This window comes from Maricaulis sp. D1M11 (assembly GCF_047308265.1).
In the GTDB taxonomy this organism is placed as follows: domain Bacteria; phylum Pseudomonadota; class Alphaproteobacteria; order Caulobacterales; family Maricaulaceae; genus Maricaulis.
Genome location: NZ_JBKQWY010000002.1, coordinates 427,351 through 444,651, shown reverse-complemented (window position 1 = coordinate 444,651; position 17,301 = coordinate 427,351). Strand labels below are relative to the sequence as shown.

General features: G+C 60.8%; 17 protein-coding genes and 2 tRNA genes. 8 read left to right on the top strand and 11 right to left on the bottom strand.

All coding sequences use genetic code 11. The annotated features are described in order from the left end of the window. Positions 1–213: 213 nt before the first annotated feature. A tRNA-Gly gene (locus tag RMQ97_RS06365) sits at positions 214–287 on the bottom strand. A gap of 193 nt (positions 288–480) precedes the next feature. Further along, positions 481–568, bottom strand: a tRNA-Tyr gene (locus tag RMQ97_RS06360). Positions 569–693: 125 nt separating this feature from the next. Between RMQ97_RS06360 and rlmB the strand changes: the two genes are divergently transcribed. Further along, positions 694–1,494: a 23S rRNA (guanosine(2251)-2'-O)-methyltransferase RlmB gene (gene rlmB / locus RMQ97_RS06355; protein ID WP_413660014.1), complete on the top strand. Its 801-nt coding sequence runs from the start codon at positions 694–696 to the stop codon at positions 1,492–1,494. Here the strand turns inward: rlmB and RMQ97_RS06350 are convergent. Next, positions 1,458–2,069 carry a DUF2306 domain-containing protein gene (locus tag RMQ97_RS06350; protein WP_413660013.1) on the bottom strand — a complete coding sequence of 204 codons (612 nt, stop codon included), beginning with the start codon at positions 2,067–2,069 and terminating at the stop codon, positions 1,458–1,460. The two genes, rlmB and RMQ97_RS06350, sit on opposite strands and share 37 nt — an antisense overlap. Positions 2,070–2,253: 184 nt before the next feature. Between RMQ97_RS06350 and RMQ97_RS06345 the strand changes: the two genes are divergently transcribed. Then, a complete protein-coding gene (locus RMQ97_RS06345; RefSeq protein ID WP_413660012.1) occupies positions 2,254–3,084 on the top strand; it encodes a LytTR family DNA-binding domain-containing protein in 831 nt (276 codons plus the stop codon). A gap of 78 nt (positions 3,085–3,162) precedes the next feature. Here the strand turns inward: RMQ97_RS06345 and RMQ97_RS06340 are convergent, their stop codons facing one another. Then, positions 3,163–4,158, bottom strand: coding sequence for a GIN domain-containing protein (locus RMQ97_RS06340; RefSeq protein ID WP_413660011.1), 996 nt, complete (start codon positions 4,156–4,158; stop codon positions 3,163–3,165). Between the two features lie 243 nt (positions 4,159–4,401). Continuing rightward, positions 4,402–4,908 (bottom strand): MarR family winged helix-turn-helix transcriptional regulator, encoded by a 507-nt coding sequence (locus RMQ97_RS06335; protein WP_413660010.1) that lies wholly within the window; start codon positions 4,906–4,908, stop codon positions 4,402–4,404. A 114-nt stretch (positions 4,909–5,022) separates the two neighbouring features. Between RMQ97_RS06335 and RMQ97_RS06330 the strand changes: the two genes are divergently transcribed. Further along, positions 5,023–6,378 carry an amidohydrolase family protein gene (locus tag RMQ97_RS06330; RefSeq protein WP_413660009.1) on the top strand — a complete coding sequence of 452 codons (1,356 nt, stop codon included), beginning with the start codon at positions 5,023–5,025 and terminating at the stop codon, positions 6,376–6,378. 47 nt (positions 6,379–6,425) lie between these two features. Here the strand turns inward: RMQ97_RS06330 and RMQ97_RS06325 are convergent, their stop codons facing one another. From RMQ97_RS06325 to RMQ97_RS06305, 5 genes are all read right to left on the bottom strand, one after another. Next, complete coding sequence (locus RMQ97_RS06325; RefSeq protein WP_413660008.1) at positions 6,426–7,646, bottom strand: DUF819 family protein; 1,221 nt, start codon at positions 7,644–7,646, stop codon at positions 6,426–6,428. 25 nt (positions 7,647–7,671) lie between these two features. Beyond that, entirely contained in the window at positions 7,672–8,286 is a 615-nt protein-coding gene (locus RMQ97_RS06320) for a glutathione S-transferase family protein (protein WP_413660007.1), read from the bottom strand. After that, positions 8,283–8,732: a RidA family protein gene (locus RMQ97_RS06315; protein WP_413660006.1), complete on the bottom strand. Its 450-nt coding sequence runs from the start codon at positions 8,730–8,732 to the stop codon at positions 8,283–8,285. Before RMQ97_RS06315 ends, RMQ97_RS06320 begins: the two co-directional genes overlap by 4 nt. 6 nt (positions 8,733–8,738) lie before the next feature. Then, the gene (locus RMQ97_RS06310) at positions 8,739–10,109 is read right to left on the bottom strand and encodes a M20 metallopeptidase family protein (protein WP_413660005.1); all 1,371 of its coding nucleotides are present in this window, start codon (positions 10,107–10,109) and stop codon (positions 8,739–8,741) included. 73 nt (positions 10,110–10,182) lie between these two features. After that, positions 10,183–11,136 carry a peptidylprolyl isomerase gene (locus RMQ97_RS06305; protein ID WP_413660004.1) on the bottom strand — a complete coding sequence of 318 codons (954 nt, stop codon included), beginning with the start codon at positions 11,134–11,136 and terminating at the stop codon, positions 10,183–10,185. A gap of 134 nt (positions 11,137–11,270) precedes the next feature. Between RMQ97_RS06305 and RMQ97_RS06300 the strand changes: the two genes are divergently transcribed. Continuing rightward, positions 11,271–12,278, top strand: coding sequence for an ABC transporter ATP-binding protein (locus RMQ97_RS06300; RefSeq protein ID WP_413660003.1), 1,008 nt, complete (start codon positions 11,271–11,273; stop codon positions 12,276–12,278). Beyond that, complete coding sequence (locus RMQ97_RS06295) at positions 12,275–13,000, top strand: ABC transporter permease (protein ID WP_413660002.1); 726 nt, start codon at positions 12,275–12,277, stop codon at positions 12,998–13,000. The genes RMQ97_RS06300 and RMQ97_RS06295 overlap by 4 nt, the downstream gene beginning before the upstream one ends. 9 nt (positions 13,001–13,009) lie before the next feature. Here the strand turns inward: RMQ97_RS06295 and metG are convergent, their stop codons facing one another. Continuing rightward, positions 13,010–14,722, bottom strand: a complete 1,713-nt coding sequence (gene metG / locus RMQ97_RS06290; protein ID WP_413660001.1) for a methionine--tRNA ligase — start codon at positions 14,720–14,722, stop codon at positions 13,010–13,012. A gap of 145 nt (positions 14,723–14,867) precedes the next feature. Between metG and RMQ97_RS06285 the strand changes: the two genes are divergently transcribed. The 3 genes from RMQ97_RS06285 to RMQ97_RS06275 all read left to right on the top strand — a co-directional run bounded on the left by RMQ97_RS06285 (position 14,868) and on the right by RMQ97_RS06275 (position 17,276). Then, positions 14,868–15,302 (top strand): DUF1761 domain-containing protein, encoded by a 435-nt coding sequence (locus RMQ97_RS06285; RefSeq protein ID WP_413660000.1) that lies wholly within the window; start codon positions 14,868–14,870, stop codon positions 15,300–15,302. 109 nt (positions 15,303–15,411) lie between these two features. Then, entirely contained in the window at positions 15,412–16,641 is a 1,230-nt protein-coding gene (locus RMQ97_RS06280; RefSeq protein WP_413659999.1) for a GTP-binding protein, read from the top strand. 71 nt (positions 16,642–16,712) lie between these two features. Beyond that, the gene (locus RMQ97_RS06275) at positions 16,713–17,276 is read left to right on the top strand and encodes a DUF1826 domain-containing protein (RefSeq protein ID WP_413659998.1); all 564 of its coding nucleotides are present in this window, start codon (positions 16,713–16,715) and stop codon (positions 17,274–17,276) included. Positions 17,277–17,301 lie beyond the last annotated feature (25 nt).

Here is a 17,301-nt window from a genome sequence, read left to right as displayed (position 1 = left end):
TGCGTGCGGTTTCGTCCGCTCAAACTTTTCCTTCGCCATCGATCTATACCTCATGAGATGTCGATCTGGAGACGAATGGCCGATCGACTGAGTGGGTGGATGAAAAGGTGCCGGAACACCTGACATGAAGCGGCCTGATACACGCGCGCGCACCCGGAATGCAAGTGCAAATGCAGCCACGTGATCAAGGCATTACGAAGTCAGGAAAATTGATGGAGCGGGTAGCGGGAATCGAACCCGCATCCTCAGCTTGGAAGGCTGCTGCACTACCATTGTGCTATACCCGCGCCGGGCGAAATCGTTTAGCGGTTTCGGGCGTGTCCGTCGAGAGGGCGTTGCGGCAGATCTGCAGTTGGGCCACAACGACGACGGTCAAAGGGCTGAACAGCGATTTTGCAAGGACGACCTCCGGCCCACAGCTATAGCCTCGCAGTTTTAGCCAAGAGCAACGAAACGGACGCGAAGGCGGATCAGAGTGAGTGGTGGAGGGGGCTGGATTCGAACCAGCGTTCGCCATTACGCGGCCAGATTTACAGTCTGGTGGATTCAACCACTCTCCCACCCCTCCACAGGGTGACTTTCCGGCACGGGAGATCTGCCAAAAAGTCTGCAACGAAGCGCCTCAATCCGCAGCCAACGTGTTAAGCAGGCCAGAGATTTCGCGAGCGCCCCGTGACAGGAGCGCGGACTATAGTGACGGTTCAAAATATGCGCAACACCGGTAAACGCACGGATTACACACGAAATGCAGGCAGCGATTCCGCCCCCCGCGAGGGTTGGATATGGGGACGTCATGCGGTGCTCGCCGCCATCGCCAACCCGCGCCGCAAGGTCTTGTCGCTGCTGGTGACTCGTAATGCCGCGCGCGACCTGCCCGAGGGTTTTGATCACACCCTGACCGAGCCTGGCGAGATTGATCGCCACTTGCCCGCGGGCGCCGTTCACCAGGGATTTGCCCTGCAGGCGGCCGCGCTGGATCCGGAGAGTGTGCGCGGTGTCACCGACCCGACCCACGGCACGCTCCTCGTGCTCGACCAGATAACCGATCCGCATAATGTGGGTGCGATCCTGCGTTCGGCGGCAGCCTTCGGTGTGCGCGCCCTGGTGATGCAGGACCGAAAATCCCCGCCCCTGTTCGGCACAGTGTGCAAGAGTGCTGTGGGCGCCGCTGAACGCGTGCCGCATGTGCGGGTCACCAATATCGCCAATACACTGCAGGAGTTTCGCGATGCGGGCCGATATGTCATCGGGCTTGCTGGCGATGGGTCGGAGGCGCTGGACACCGCCCTCGCCGGTCCGGACGGGCAAGGCTGGGGGCCAGGCCTGGTGCTCGTCCTGGGATCAGAGGACAAGGGCCTGCGTCCGCGCGTGGCGGAACATTGCGATGTCCTGGCCCAGATACCGATGAGCGACGCTGTGGAAAGCCTGAATGTCTCCAACGCGGCTGCCATCTCGCTCTACGCTGCAGACCGCTGGCGCGCCAAACGCGGCTGAAGCCTCAAGACGAGCTCCACGGCGAGCAGGTTGGGCACCCAGCACATCCAGGCAATGACGGCATAGACGTCTGAAAAGGCGTGGCCGGTCATCATGCCCAGCGGCAAGAGAATACGCAGAGTGACTGCGGCGAAGGTCAGGGCCATGGATCGCCACATCCACTGACGGTGCTGGACAAAACGGCGCCCCAGCGCGGTACGATATCCCATCGCAATAGTCGTCAGCCAGAAGACGGCGAGTGTGCCGAAGCCCAGCTTTGCCACAAGGGTCTCGACCGAACCAAAGGCGAGCGCCAGACCGGCTAGGCCCGAAACAGTACACGACATCATATAGACCATGCCGGTCCAGCGATGCACGCCGGGTCGCGCGTTTCGCAACCGGCTGGAGAACTGAAACGGTCCGGTCACAAGTGCGAGCGAGCCGAAGCCGGCATGAAGCGCAAGCGCCCCCTCTCCGAGGAGATTTCGCACCGGATTGAAACCGGGCACGAATGTCCATCCGCTCCAATATTGCGCGGCGTAGAAGGACACACCCGCGCACAGAAACCAGATCAGACCAAAACCGACACGCCGCATATTTATCTCCCTTGATGACGGTAGATCTTGTGCCCCGGTCCGCCCGGGTCGTGGTCATTGCGTGCGCTGATAACGCAGGGATTTCGCGAGTCTTCCCATCCGCGCATTTCACGCAGCGTGAGCGTCACATCTGGACAAGCGCAACCGAGCCGGGCTAGCTGCACACCACTTGATCGAGACTGAGATGACGACACCGCGTGCCCATATTCTGTCCGTCCCGCAATGGGCCATCGACCTCGGCCTGATGCTGGCCGTCGGGGTGTTTTTCGGTTTTCTCGGGCCCTTCGGGTCCGACCGCGCATCCCTCTCGCTACGGCTGATGTATTGGATAACCGTCATGCCGGCGGGCGGGGTTTGCGTCATCTTGGCTGAACATGGTGTGCGATGGATCCGTCCCCACCTGCGGTCCGCAGTCGGACAGGTCATCCTTGTGGCCGCTTTAGCGGCTCTGCCCCAATCCATCATCGTCCTCATCTGCGAACGTGTCATTTTTGGACTGACCTATAACGACTTTGCCTCGGTATGGAGCCAAGCCTCAGCCCTGGCCGGTCTGTATGGGTCCGTGATCCTGGTGATGCTGGCGATGGTACCGCTGATACGCCTGGTTCGCGCCTATATCCGAACCCGGGCCCACAATGGCTCAGCGCCCCGCCGCACGATGGATGAACCCACGCCGACCAGGTCCGAGCGACCGGTTTTCCTCGACAGGCTGGACGGTCCGGCCGCCGCCGAAACCATTCTCGCTCTGCAAGCTGAGGACCACTATGTGCGCGTCCACCTGCCACAAGGCTCACAGCTTGTTCTGATACGACTGGCCGATGCCATGGCAGAAATGGTGCCCGTGGAGGGATATCAGACCCATCGCTCATGGTGGGTTGCTAAAGCGGCCATCCAGTCCGGCGAATTCAAGCGGGGCACCGGACGGATCCTTTTGACAACGGGCCTGCAAGCCCCAGTCAGCCGCACCCATGCCCCGGCTTTGCGCGATGCCGGTGTGCTTCCGTCGCATCGCTGATCTGTCTGCTCAGCCTTGCACGCAAAACGGGCCACCCGCCGGGCAGCCCGTTGTGTCATTCAGTCGAGAGAGCGCAGGCTAGTTTGCACCGACCCGCAGAACCGTGCGGCCATGGCGGCGCCACTCGACCGTGCCCTCGATATCATCGACGGACACATCGCCGGATCCGTTTTCATTGACGCGGAGATTGACGGCTGTTCCGCCAAACTCGATATCGCCGGAACCGTTCACCGACACATGGAAGGGTTCAGCACGACCATCATAGATCTCGATATCACCGGATCCATTGATGCGAGCGTCAAACGGGCCATCGAGATGACGCGCGGTAACATCACCGGAGCCAGACACATCAATGTCCAGACCCGCCACCCGGCCGAAGGTCACATCGCCCGAACCATTGATATTGATCTCGGCCGCGCGAGTGATATCGCCCAGGGCCACGTCGCCGGACCCGGAGATATTGATATCGACACCGTCCTGCAGATCTCCCAGCGACACATCACCGGAACCATTAATGCTGATCAGGGTCGCGCCGCCGATTTCACCGGCATCAACATCACCGGAACCATTGATACGCACACGAGCGTCGCCCGCCACATCTCCGGCGCGGAAATCGCCACAGCTGTTCACGGTGAGATCCAGGCTGCCCAGATCACCAGCCTCGGCCACAAAGGCACTGTCCGCGATGTCCAGATGGAGGCTGGCCGGCGCGCTGATGCGAAGCGTGGGATAGTCCTCGATATCATGCTTGTCGCCCCAGCGACGACCCAGACGGTATTGCCCGTTGCGGGACTGGCACTGGAGGCCGGACATGTCCTGGCCGCCATCAATAACGACGCGGTCATTGCGCGTCTCCAGTTCCGGGCGCTCAACGATATTGCGGCCCTCATCAATGGCGACGCTGACATCCCCGCTCGCCGTCGTATCGATTTCGATACGGCCGATAAATCCACGAACGACCAGCGTATCGCCAGAATAGCTCTCACCGGCTGGTTGCGAGCTGGCAATGGCGGTAGTGGCGGTCACGCCGAGGGCCACAAGGGCACCGGTCACAAGAAGCGCATGTTTTTTCATCGAAGATCCCCGTTCGATCTGTTGATCTGTGTCCGTTCACAATCGTGGACAATTCGCTCTGCCCACATGATGCCCCCACGGCGCGATTTGGATGCACGCTAGGGCAGATCGCCCTTCCCGGCACTGACGAGTGCGTGACGGTCCTGTAATGCAATACCGACCTCAATCCGGCTAGCGGGATTGGCCCGGCCCTCATCCCGATAACGTCCGCGCGCTGGCTGTTGGACCTTTGAGAGGCCTTACTCACACCCCCGGCCCGGTCGTCAGGCTGAGCTTGCGCAGCAGGTCACCCAGCCTTTGTCTGTCATCTTGCAAGAGTTCGGCTACGGCCTCCCTGGCGATCTGGAAACGAACCGGAATGGCTTCATCAATCAGGGCGTGGCCCTTGGCCGACAAGCGCACCGCCCGAACCCGTCCATCAGAGGCATCTGGCCGACGGGTGATGAGATCAGCCCGACCTAACCGCCCCAGAGCAGCGGTCATCGCCCCGGAGGTGAGCAGGACGGATTTCATCAATTCGGTCGGATTGAGCTGATACGGCGCACCGGACCGGCGCAACGTCGCCAGGACATCAAGATCACTATAGTGGAGGTCAAAGCCTTTAAGCGCCTGATCCGCCTGTGAGCGGAAGGTTCCACCCAGATGGATGATGCGGCCAATAATCTCCATGGCTGAGGTGTCCAGCTCCGGCCGTTCACGCGCCCAGTCCGAGCGGATCCGGTCAATCAAATCCTTCTTGTCATCCGTCATAACGTGCCTCCGCCCTGCATATTTATCTTTACATAAAGGCTTTTGTCTTTACATAAAGATTTATATTGCCGTCCCGGTGATGTCGAGCCGGGAACAAGGTGTTTGGAGCGAAGCATGCAGTTGACAACCCGGATGATCCGTCGTTTCCCGTTCACCGCGCTTGCGACATTGACCCTGTCTCTCCAGGCCTGCTCTCAAAGCCCGCAGCCCGTCGAGGGCGATCTGATGCTGACCGGCGCAAGCCTCCTTGATCCCGCCACGCAGACACAAACACAGGGCACGATTATCATCGACGACGGACGGATCAGCGCCATCCTGGATCGCGCGCCCGAAGTGTTTGAAGGCGAAGTGATCGAGCTGACGGATCGCTGGATCATGCCCGGCCTGGTCGACATGCACACACATTCATTCGGCAACCGCGCGCCTTTTGCGTACGGGGATTCACCCGGCAGCCAGGCCATATCCTATCGGGTGCAATATGCCGGCGTGACAGCCATGCTGGATCTGTTTGGTGATGAAGACACGCTCTACGCAGTCCGCGAGCGGCAGCGGAACGGGGAAACCGGTGGCGCTGAATTGCTCACCAGCCTGTCATGTCTCACCGCCACAGATGGCCATTGTACGGAGTATGGCATCCCCACGCGCACGATAGATAGCCCGCAGGAGGCGGTGACGGTCGTAGATGATCTGGCGCTTCGCGCACCGGATGTCATCAAGATTGTCTACCAGCCGTCCGACGACCAGCCCTCCATGGACCTGGAGACCTTCCGGGCCACTGTTCACCAGGCCCGGTTGCACGGAATCGCCACCATCGTCCATATCAAAACCTGGCAGGATGTGCGCGACAGTGCGCAAGTCGGTGCAGATGCTGTGACTCACATACCTCCAGGTACCATGCCTGACGATGTGGCGCAGATCATGGCCGAGGCCGGGTTGGCGATCATCCCCACACTGGCCGTACATACAGAGCTGACCGACTTCATTTTCTCACCGGAGGTCATCGCGACACCTCTCGCCCAGGCCATGACCACCCCGGACATTCTGGCCGCCTATTCGTCTGACCGGGTCAGCACTCAATGGGGAAATCGCGAACCGCGCTGGCGCGCTGAAGACGCCATCCGGCTGGTGTCACTCCACGCTCTGGCCGAAGCGGAGGTGGAAATCCTGGCCGGCACGGATGGTGGCAATTGGGGCACGATCCAGGGCTATTCCCTGCATCGCGAAATGATCAAACTGGTCGAGGCGGGTCTCACGCCCTGGCAAGCCCTGGCCGCCGCGACGACAGGCCCCGGCGAGTTTCTCGGCCGAAATTTCGGCCTCTCCGTGGGCGATGAAGCCAATCTTCTCGTGCTTGACGCCTCGCCCCTGGAGAATATTGCCCATACCCAGTCGATCCATCTTGTCGTGCAAGACGGCGTGGTCATCGACCGGGACGCCGCGCTCGCAGCGAGTTGGCAGGCTGAGCGCTAGCCCGACACCCGGAGCCAGCTGAGACCCGGGCGCCACCTATACCCCGACTAACCCGGCCAGAACTGGTAGACTGCGGTGGCGATAATCGTCCCCAGCGCATAACCGAACACACCGACCAGGACGCCGGGTGTCACCAGATCTTTCCAGCCTTTTGCTGCGGCCAATGCCGGCGCGGTCGTCGCGCCGAGAATGGCGGCATTGGACGCCGTGATCAGTTCCGGCAGAGACAGGCGCAAGAGGCTCCCCAGTCCGAACGTCACCACACCGTGCACACTCAGCAAAATACCGATGATCAGGATCAGCAGGGGTGCATCCGCGACCAGGCTGACAACATCAGCACCGGCCGCAATTGCGGCAAAGAACACGAAACTCAGGGCGATGCCGATTTCATATCCACCGTGCAGTTTGGCCATGGTCTTGGGGAAGGCCGTCGCAGGGATCAAAGCCACGACGGTGATCAAGGCATAACGCCAGTTTCCGCCCGCATCGCCGACAAGGCTCGTGAGGCCAGCGGTGAGAAGGTCGCCAATCACAACAACAATCATCGCAAAGGCGATGGAATAGGTCAGGCTGGCCGCTGTGATCTTGCCTGTCGTGTTCGCCTCTTCTCCAGCCGCCGACGCTTCGGCACTGTTTGTTGCCCCGGTGTCTTCGGAATGATCCCGTTTAACAAACCGGTTCGCGATCCAGCTCACACCGGGCAGGATGGCCAGGACAGCCAGGAACAGGCCGGAGAAGAGATTATCGACCGCCGTGGCAGACGACACAAAGGACGGGTCGCTCTCGCCTAGGCCCGTAACCTCGATCAAGGCCGCGTAATTGACGGAACCGCCGATATAGGTCGCGGTAAAAACACCGGCCGCGGCGGCCGTCTTATCCCCAACACTAATCAGCGAGAACGCCACGATCGCCCCCAGAACCGTTCCGATCGAGGCAAGAATGAAAGCCCCGGTCATGCGGGTCGTCTCGAAGAAAATCTTCTTCAAATCGGCCTTCATCAGGAAGAGCGGGATCAGGACCGGAACAAAATAACGGAAGACGAAGCTGTATCCGGACGAGGATTGCGGAATGAGCGGATGAAGACCGAACTGTCCGTCCACCCAGACCGGCAGAGGCAGGTTCGATGCCAGGATGGCGAACAGGATCGCCCACACCGCCCCGGTCAGGAGAGCGCCAATCCGGGTTTTCTCCATCAGGAAGCCGCAGGCGGCAATGACAAACAGGGCAGCCACACAGGCCAGGGCGTTATCCGCAGGGATAAGGGACATGGAAAACTCCGAGTATCAAACAGGCTCAGCCGGCCGCCGCAGCGCGTTCGGCATCCAGCGCAGAGGCGGTTTTGAAGGCTGCGCGTTCAGTCAAGCGGTCACGATAGGCGACAAAGACCGGGTCTTTTTCCATCATGTTGAAATTCATGAGGAAGCCCATTGTCGCCCCGACGACGACATCGGCCGCGGAGAACCGGTCGCCGACAAGATAGTCATGCGCGTCGAGACCCTTGTGCAAGGTGTCGAGCACACGGCCCCACTCGCCCCAACCCACGGCACCGGCCGGACTGTCGCGCCCGGAGGCCTTGTCAAATGCGGCCGGCTCCATCACAGCGGAGCCGAAAAACATCCAGCGCAGGTATTCCGCGCGTCCCGGCCCACTGATTTCAGGGGCCAGCCCGGCCTCGGGGAAGGCATCCGCCAGATAGAGACAGATTGCGGCGGTTTCAGTGACCAGCTCACCCCCCGTCATCAGGGCGGGTACTTTGCGCATCGGATTAATGACACCAAAGGCCTCATTGGCATTGGCGTCGCGCACATTGACCGGCACGAGACGATAATCAGCCCGCACCTCCTCCAGCATCCACAGGATCGTGCGGCATCGGGTTTGCGGGCAGTAATACAGGCTCAGTTCGCTCATTGTGTGTCCTCCGCGATTGTGCCGGTCTCGAGAATACCCGTCTCGATAACACAGGCGTCCGCTTCAATCTCAATCAGGAATTCCGGGGCAATAAACCGCGACACCTCAACCATGGTGGTGGCAGGCGGGTGATCGCGAAACCGCTCACCATGGGCTCGGCCGAAGGCCTCCCAATGGCTGATATCGGTGACAAACATACGAGTGCGCATAACATCCGACTGATCCGCGCCCAGCGCCTTGAGCGCCTCCTCGATGATGTCGAAACACCGGCGCGCCTGGGCCTGGGGGTCATCGATATGCAGCGCCTGACCTTCGGCATCCACCGAGACCGTCCCGGTCACCCAGATGTGAGCGCCCCTGCGGACCGCCCGGCAATAGCCGACCTTGTCTTCCCAAACTGCACCGGAATGGGCCCGCCGGGTTGTGCCATCATCGGTGGTCTTCACCTCACGCTACTCCGTTGCGAGAATGTCGAGCGCCACAGCGGTCATCGCCTCCGTGGCCTGGATAATGCTCACCTCCGGCGCATCAGGCGCAAAGAAAGGCGAGTGATTGGACGGTGCAACCAAGCCGGATTCCGCATAGCCGTCCAATCTTTCCTGGGTTGTTCCGCCGACCCAGAACATAAAGGTCGGTACGGCATGCTCCGTCCGGTGATAGCGGGAAAAATCCTCACCGCCCATGATCGAGCTAGCCTCGACCACAGCCGTATCTCCAAATCGCTCGCGCATGATCTCGACGGATCGCAGCGCCAGCGTCGGCTCGTTATAGAGCGCCGGGGTATAGGGCGTCTCCACGACAACACGCGGATATTCATCCTCGTTCAGACCATACGAGGCGGCCTGGGCGTGTGCCACGCGCTCGATACCGGTGAGCAGATGCTGGCGCACCTCGTCGGAATAGGACCGTACCGTCAGCTGGAGATGCGCTTCATCGCTGATGATATTGTGCTTTGTACCGGCATTGATGGCGCCCACGGTGATGACACCGGGATCCAGCGGGCTGAGCTCCCGGCTGACCAGGGATTGCAGGGCGACGATAATCTGAGCCGACAGATAGACCGGGTCCTTGGTGGTGTGCGGATAGGCACCATGCCCGCCGCGCCCCTGGACCCAGACATCAACCGTATCGACATTGGCCATCGCAAAACCCGGCACATAGGTAATGCGCCCGGCCGGCACGGCTGAGAATGTATGGAAGGACAGATTGAAATCCGGCGTGGGAAACCGCGTAAACAGGCCGTCATCCAGCATGCGCTGGGCTCCAAGGCCCAGCTCCTCGGCCGGCTGGCCGATCAGGACGAGCGTACCCGACCACTCCGCGCGCCGATTCATCATTTCCCGGGCCGCCCCCACCAGGGCCGTCATATGGGTATCGTGAGCGCAGGCATGCATGACGGGACTTTCCACGCCATAACGATCAATGCCCGTATCGGTGGAGATATAATCCACCGATGTCTGTTCGCGCACCGGTAGACCATCCATGTCCGCGCGCAGCATCACCGTCGGACCGTCGCCGTTTTCGAAAACGGCCACAACACCGCCCGGCTCTTCATCATTGCCACCGACCCCTTCGGTCACCTCATACCCGGCTTCGCGCAGTTCGCGCGCCAGACGGGCCGCCGTGTTGAACTCGCGCAGAGAAAGTTCCGGATGAGCATGGAAATGCTGGTAGAGCGCCTCAAGATGCGCCGAATAATCGGCCCGGATCGACTGGCGCAAGGCATCTTCGCCGGCCGTCCACTCTGGATCATAATCCTGCGCACCGGCCGAACAGGCCCCGACTGCCCATGCCGCAACGGCACCCCGTAAGATGGATTTCATGTGACCGCCTCCCTTGGTCTTCCGCGCGAGCATCGAACCCCTATCCGCGCGTCAGGTCAAACCCGGTCGCGGATCAGAGCCGGCGCACTGGTGCGGGCAGATGACAGGCCTCGATGACAGGGGGCGGTGTTTCAAAGAAGAATTCATGGGTGCGCTCGCGTCGCGCCGCCTTGCGCGCATGGAAGTCTGCACTGCGCGTATCCATCACCTCATAGGCCGGGCGTTGATCAGCGGGCAGGTCGGCCGCCAGGCGGACAGACACGATGAGATCCTGGTCAGTGATATCGGCGATCACGCCGGAATTCACCGCCGGGTCTCCGCGATTGAGCGCCTGCACATGCTCCATGCCATCAATCACACGGCCAAACACGCTCATAATACGATCAAGGTGTCGCGGCCCGTGGCCAATGACGATGTAAAACTCCACATCGCCGGAATCGGGATCCGTGTCGCGCGCCATGGCCACTGTTCCGGGACAATGAAGCGGCCAGACCTGTGACCCGTCTTCCGTGCTCGCGACAGGAAAACCGGAGACATGCCCCACACGCGGGGCGTAAAGGTCTGCATCGATCATCGCGGTGAAATCGACCTGCGCCCCGGCCACCCAGAACTCGCCAGTCAAAGCGGGATACTGGGGCAGATCCTGTGCGCTCTCATCTTCACCCCGCCCGCCTTGGGCGACAAAACCGTCAATCACCCGGTAAAACCGGCGCCCATCGTAAAATCCATCGCGGGCCGCGGTTCGCATGCGATCAACATGACGCGGGGCTATCCAGTCGGCCAACTCGATGGCGATCCTGCCCGTCTCCACATCGATGAGAAGCAGATTTTCCGGATCGACCGGTCGCCAGGTGGGAATGTCGGGAAAGCTGTCATCGCCCAGGGTCTGGCTCTGGGCCTGCGCCGACGGCAGAGCGGCGTCTTCGAGATAGGACGGGATATGACCCGCTTCGCCCTGCCGCGCCATCATCGACCAGCCGATGATCACCAGCAGAACCGCAATTCCGGCACCCCACAATACCCGCATACGCCCCTCCCCGAGATCGTTTCGAAAGGCCAGCATGTTTCCAAGCCTGCGGTCAAGTCGCCGAACCCCTATCGTCGCTGTATCATGGACACAGTTTAAGTAGGCGCCAGGGTGCAACAATCTAAACTGCACCCATGTCTGCAGCTCCCCTGTCTATCCGCGGTCTGGACCGCTATTTCGGCGATTTCCACGCGCTCAAATCTGTCGATCTCGACGTTCCATCCGGATCCATTTTTGGATTTCTGGGTCCCAATGGCGCCGGAAAGACCACGCTGATCCGCTGCATGATGGGGCTTTTGCGCCCGACGCAGGGGCAGATGACGATCAATGGCCATGATCTGCGTACGAACCGCCGTCAGGCCCTCGCCTCGGTCGGGGCGATCGTAGAAACACCCGCGCTTTATCCCAATCTAACCGGGCGCGAAAACCTGGATATCGCCCGCCACCTGACCGGCAGCTCGCCCCGCGACGTGGCCCATGTTCTCGACCAGGTCGAACTGAGCCGTGATGCCCATCGCAAGGTCGGACATTATTCACTGGGCATGCGTCAACGCCTGGGACTCGCCCGCGCCCTGCTCGCCCGACCCAAACTGCTTGTCCTCGATGAACCGGCCAATGGCCTCGACCCCGCCGGCATTCGCGATATGCGCCATCTGATCCGCCGCCTGCCCGAGGCGGCCAACACGACGGTATTCATGTCGAGCCACTTGCTCAGCGAGGTGGAACAGACTGCTACACATTTGGCCCTGTTGCGGTCCGGTGAAGTCTTGTTCCAGGGTTCACTTGAGGCCCTCCTGGCAACACGGCCACGCCGGATCCGACTGGAAGTGGACCAGGTCGACACAGCCCTGGCCTCGATCGCGGCCTGTGGCTGGAGCCTGATCGCTCGCGGGAGCACAGCTGACACCAACAAACCCAACACCCAAGCCGTGTTGAACATCGAAGCTGGAGGTGGGGCAGCCTCCACGGCCCAGCTCAACCGTCACCTTGTGGAGGCCGGAGTGAATGTCCACGGCCTGTGTCGCGAAAACGCCGGGCTGGAAGATCTCTTCCTCGATCTCACCCATTCGCATGATCCCAGACAGTCAAACGACCCCCGACAATCGAACCAGGTCCAACAGCCAGAGGAGGTCGCGTCATGATCGCCCTTGTTCGCGCCGAACTGCTCAAACTGCGCCGGTCTCTGGTCTTGCTGATCCTGATCACCCCGCCTGCCATGGTCGCCCTGCTCGGTGTGATGGTTATTGTGACCGGGAATGCGGTGGAGGACTGGTCGACACATATCATGGCCGGAGCCGCGATCTGGGCCTATTTCCTGATGCCCATGAGTGTGATCGGCGTCATGGCCCTGCTTGCCCAGATCGAACACGCGCCGCGCACATGGACCTATGTGCTCGCCACTCCCTGGCCGAAATGGCAGATCCTGGCCGTCAAGGCCGCCCTGGGCCTGGGACTGATGGCCATCCTGAGTCTGGGTGTGGCGCTGGCGGGGCTGCTCGCCGCATGGGTCGGGGGGGTGATAAGCCCCGCGAACGCCCTGGACGGTTCTCCTGATCTCGCCCTCGCCGCGGGTCTCTATGGCCGGATGTGGCTGGCCGGGATCATGCTCATGGCGATCCAGTGGACCATTTCGATGCGCTTTTACGCCTTCGCCATCCCGGTCTCGGTTGGTATTGGCGGGACCTTCGTGGCGGTCGCGGCGACCTCAGCCCGTTCGGGACTGTATTTCCCGTGGTTGATGCCGGTGAATATTCTCGCCAGCGATCCCGAACGCGCCCAGATCGCGCTTTTGCTGGGTAGTCTGGGCGGGCTTGCTATCCTCGCCATCGGCATTGCCTGGCTGACCCGCCGCGACTGGGCCTGACGCCCGTCCTCAGGCGCTGCCACCAAAGCGTTCCGCCCAGGCCTCCAGATCGGCATCTTCGATCTTCTTGAACAACATGGCCGGCGGTGTGACGGCATGACCGTGCGGCAAGGCGTCGAGCAGATCAGCCGCATTCTCACCGAAATCCCAACTGCGCTTGTCATCAGGAATATTGAGGGCGTCGAGAATGGTGTCCGCCGTGTCGGGAATGAAAGGCTGGGCCAAAATACCAAACAGGGCCACCAGATTGAGACCCGTGCGAACGCCCACGGCCGCCGCGTCGACATCGCTCTTGTATTTCACCCAGGGTTCGGCCCGTGTGAGATATTCATTGCCCGCGGCCCAGACCGCACGCACATCAGCCGCTGCCTTGCGAAACTCCATCGCTTCCAGATTGGCCTTGATGGCGGGCAGGCGCGCCTCCAGCTCGGCCGCGATCCAGGCCTCATCTGCTCCGGCTTCGCCCGTCGCGGGCACCTGGCCATCGAACTTGGAATTGGCGTATTTGGTGATGCGATTGACGAAATTGCCCAGCACATTGGCCAGGTCCGAATTGATCACGCCCTGGAAATGTTCCCAGGTGAACTGGGCATCCGAGCCCTCAGGTGCATTGGCCGTGAGATACCAGCGCCAATAATCGCCCGGCAGCAGGTCGAGTGCCTGGTCCATGAAGACACCGCGCTTCTCCGAGGTGGAGAATTTGCCGCCATACCAGGTCAGCCAGTTGAAGGCCTTGAGCTTGTCGACCTTTTTCCAGCTCTCGCCAGAACCGATAATCGTGGCCGGGAACGAAACGGTATGGAACGCGACATTGTCCTTGCCCATAAACTGGACATAGGTCACGTCCTGCGCGCCCTTGTCGGTATCCCACCAACGCTCCCAGTCACCGCCGGTGGCCGTAGCCCATTCACGCGTGGCACCGATATATCCGATCGGTGCATCAAACCAGACATAGAAAACCTTGTTCTCAAAGCCGTCCCGAGGCGCGTCGCCCTGTGTCACCGGCACGCCCCATTTCAGGTCGCGGGTGATTGAGCGATCGCGCAGACCTTCGTCCAGCCATTTGTAAGCGATGGATTTGGCCAGAACGGGCCATTCGGTCGAGGCGTCCACCCAGGCCCGGATGTCCTCTTCCACCTTGGTCTGGAGCAGGTGTAGGTGTTTGGTCTCACGAACTTCAAGATTTTTCGAACCGGAAATCTTGGAATAGGGCTCCTTGAGATCGGTCGGCTCCAGCAAACGTCCGCAGTTATCGCATTGATCACCACGGGCACGCTCGAACCCGCAATGCGGACACGTGCCCTCGACATACCGATCCGGCAAGAAGCGATCATCATCGATCGAGAAAACCTGATGTTCCACCCGTTCCTCAATCAACCCCTTCTCTTCCAGCACGCTTGCGAAATGCTGGGTCAGTTCGATATTGGGCGCATTCGACGTCCGCCCAAACACGTCATAGGAGAGCCCAAACCCCGCCCCGGCGGTTTTCTGGATCTCGTGTTGCGCGTCACAATAGGCCCGGACATCCATGCCCGCATCCGCTGCCGCCAGCTCGGCCGGAGTGCCGTGTTCATCCGTGGCACATACATACAATACCTCATGCCCCATCAGACGCTGGAACCGGGCATAGACATCGGCGGGCAGCATGGAACCGGCCAGATTGCCGAGATGTTTGACGCCATTGATGTAGGGCAGAGCGCTGGTGATGAGGATACGAGCCATATCGGTCAGTCTTCTTTCAAAGTGCGTTTTCCGCCAAAGCGTGTAGCATGCTTCGCCTGAGGGGCGAGTGCCTGCGCTCGTGAACCGCGGATCACTAAAGGTCTGGCGAAGACATAACCGTCCGCACGCAGAGAGGAAACAGCTTATGCCACGCATATTCGGAGTGAATATCATCGCGACCCTGGTCGCCGGACTGGCCTTGTTCATGCTGGGCGCTGTGTGGTTCGGCGCAATCTTCCAGCAGGCCTGGTCTGCGCTGCACGCCTTTACTCCGGAACAGATTGCGGCGGGTGAAGCCAATGTCGCCATTTCGATGAGTCTGGGCTTTCTGGTCTCAATCCTCTCCGCCGGGTTTTTGGGCTTTGTGCTGAACAAGGTCGGTGCCACGTCCATGGCCGCCGCCCTGCAATGGTCGCTGATCCTGTGTTTCGGCTTTGTCGTGCTGACCCAGTTCTACAATCCGGTCTATGCCATGACGCCCCTGCCGCTCTTTTTCATTGATGCGGGCTATCAGGTCGTCGGCTTTCCGATCATGGCCGCCATCCATGTCTTGATGCGCAATGTGCTGACACGAGACTAGTCCGCACGACTGCGCACGGTCCCGCTCGCTTCCAGCGTGGATGATTGAACCTGCGGCAAGGGCAGATTATGTTATATCGTAACTAGTCGCCTGACACTCTGGAGCTCCCATGTCCGCTATTGCCCAACAGGATCCTCGCCTGCCCGTCACCGTGCTTTCCGGTTTTTTGGGGGCCGGCAAAACCACTCTGCTGAACCGGGTCCTGAACAATCGCGACGGACGACGTGTCGCCGTGATCGTCAATGACATGTCAGAGGTGAACATTGATGCCGACCTTGTCCGCTCCGGCACCGAGCTCAGCCGGACCGACGAGACCCTCGTGGAAATGTCCAATGGCTGTATCTGCTGTACCTTGCGCGATGATCTGCTCGACGAGGTGCGCCGCCTCGCCCGCGAAGGCCGATTTGACTATCTGCTGATTGAATCGACCGGGATTTCCGAACCCCTGCCCGTTGCCGCGACCTTCGATTTTCGCGATGAGGACGGTGAGAGCCTGGCCGATGTGGCGCGGATCGACACCATGGTCACCGTGGTCGATGCCGTGAACCTGCTGAAGGACTTCTCCAGCCATGACTTCCTCAAGGATCGTGGCGAGAGCCTGGGCGAAGAGGATGAGCGCACGCTGGTCGATCTGCTGACCGACCAGATCGAATTTGCCGACATTGTTGTGCTGAACAAGGTGGATGACGCCCGCCCGGACCAGGTCGATGCCGCCCGCAAAATTATCCGTGCGCTCAATGCCGATGTCCGCATTATCGAGGCGAATTATTCCGACGTCCCAGCTGATGACATCCTGGATACCGGTCTCTTCGACTTCGAGAAGGCCCATGAACATCCGATGTGGGCCAAGGAACTTTATGGATATGCGGACCATACGCCGGAAACCGAAGAATATGGTGTCACCTCCCATGTCTACCGTGCCCGCCGTCCGTTTGATCCCCAGGCCATTAATGACGTCCTCAATGGCCCCCTGCCGGGCGTTATCCGGGCGAAAGGGCATTTCTGGATCGCCACGCGCCCGGAATGGGTCGCTGAGTTCTCGATGGCCGGCGCCCTCTCCTCCATCACCCCCCTGGGCACCTGGTGGGCATCCGTCCCGCAAGAGCGCTGGCCGCAGGGCGTGGAGATCGAAGCCTATCTCAAAGAGAATTGGCAGGAGCCGTTCGGCGATCGGCGTCAGGAGATTGTGTTTATCGGTTCTGACATCGACTGGCTCGACCTGAAAGCCCGGCTCGATGCGGCTCTTCTACCGGAAGCCACGCTGTATTCTCCGCAAAACCCGCCACGCCTGCCCGACCCTTTCCCGCTCTGGCGTCGAGCCGATGAGGCTGCTCAGTAATGTCGGCTGCGGCCGCGCCCAGACCTGACACCCATGGTCATCCCGTTGCCAGGGTCTCACATCTCGACGCCATGGATCACCTGCGTGACCCGGCGTGTGAGGCCCTGGTCTGGGATCGTACTGTGCCGTCGGGCGTTGCCGCTGCACTCAACGACGTTCCCGCACGCCCTCTCGACAATCTGCGTATCACCACACCAGTTGATCATGTCGGCGCCGGGGTGATGGAGATTTTGACAGACTGGAACTGGCCGACACCGTCGGCCCGTGCGTGGCTACAATCGGATATCACCACGCTCGCCCGCGCCTATGCGAAGTTTACCGATTGGCACCACCTGCATCTGAGGCTCGAAATCATCCGCGATGATGCATGTCGGCGCTTTCATCGCGATCATGTCGGAGCGCGATTGATCTGTACCTATGCCGGGCCGGGCACGGAATTGGCACTAGGCGAGACGGCTGACGAAGCCCAGGTCATCGACCCTGTACCGACAGGGCATCCGGTTGTTCTTAAAGGCAAGCTCTGGCCCGACGGTCTGCGCGGAACCGTACTGCACCGGTCGCCGCCATTGTCCGACGGCACCGGCACGGGTCAACCCCGCGCCCGCCTGGTGATGGTTCTGAACGAAGCGCGTTGACCCCTACGCGCGCCGTCGCCCCAGA

Excerpts from the sequence above, each read along its gene's own strand:
- RMQ97_RS06330 (WP_413660009.1), top strand. The coding sequence starts at position 5,023 with ATGCAGTTGACAACCCGGATGATCCGTCGTTTCCCGTTCACCGCGCTT.
- RMQ97_RS06350 (WP_413660013.1), bottom strand. The coding sequence starts at position 2,069 with ATGCGGCGTGTCGGTTTTGGTCTGATCTGGTTTCTGTGCGCGGGTGTG.
- RMQ97_RS06275 (WP_413659998.1), top strand. The coding sequence starts at position 16,713 with ATGGATCACCTGCGTGACCCGGCGTGTGAGGCCCTGGTCTGGGATCGT.
- RMQ97_RS06285 (WP_413660000.1), top strand. The coding sequence starts at position 14,868 with ATGCCACGCATATTCGGAGTGAATATCATCGCGACCCTGGTCGCCGGA.
- RMQ97_RS06345 (WP_413660012.1), top strand. The coding sequence starts at position 2,254 with ATGACGACACCGCGTGCCCATATTCTGTCCGTCCCGCAATGGGCCATC.
- RMQ97_RS06280 (WP_413659999.1), top strand. The coding sequence starts at position 15,412 with ATGTCCGCTATTGCCCAACAGGATCCTCGCCTGCCCGTCACCGTGCTT.
- RMQ97_RS06320 (WP_413660007.1), bottom strand. The coding sequence starts at position 8,286 with ATGAGCGAACTGAGCCTGTATTACTGCCCGCAAACCCGATGCCGCACG.
- RMQ97_RS06310 (WP_413660005.1), bottom strand. The coding sequence starts at position 10,109 with ATGAAATCCATCTTACGGGGTGCCGTTGCGGCATGGGCAGTCGGGGCC.
- metG (WP_413660001.1), bottom strand. The coding sequence starts at position 14,722 with ATGGCTCGTATCCTCATCACCAGCGCTCTGCCCTACATCAATGGCGTC.
- RMQ97_RS06325 (WP_413660008.1), bottom strand. The coding sequence starts at position 7,646 with ATGTCCCTTATCCCTGCGGATAACGCCCTGGCCTGTGTGGCTGCCCTG.
- RMQ97_RS06300 (WP_413660003.1), top strand. The coding sequence starts at position 11,271 with ATGTCTGCAGCTCCCCTGTCTATCCGCGGTCTGGACCGCTATTTCGGC.
- RMQ97_RS06305 (WP_413660004.1), bottom strand. The coding sequence starts at position 11,136 with ATGCGGGTATTGTGGGGTGCCGGAATTGCGGTTCTGCTGGTGATCATC.
- RMQ97_RS06295 (WP_413660002.1), top strand. The coding sequence starts at position 12,275 with ATGATCGCCCTTGTTCGCGCCGAACTGCTCAAACTGCGCCGGTCTCTG.
- RMQ97_RS06340 (WP_413660011.1), bottom strand. The coding sequence starts at position 4,158 with ATGAAAAAACATGCGCTTCTTGTGACCGGTGCCCTTGTGGCCCTCGGC.
- RMQ97_RS06335 (WP_413660010.1), bottom strand. The coding sequence starts at position 4,908 with ATGACGGATGACAAGAAGGATTTGATTGACCGGATCCGCTCGGACTGG.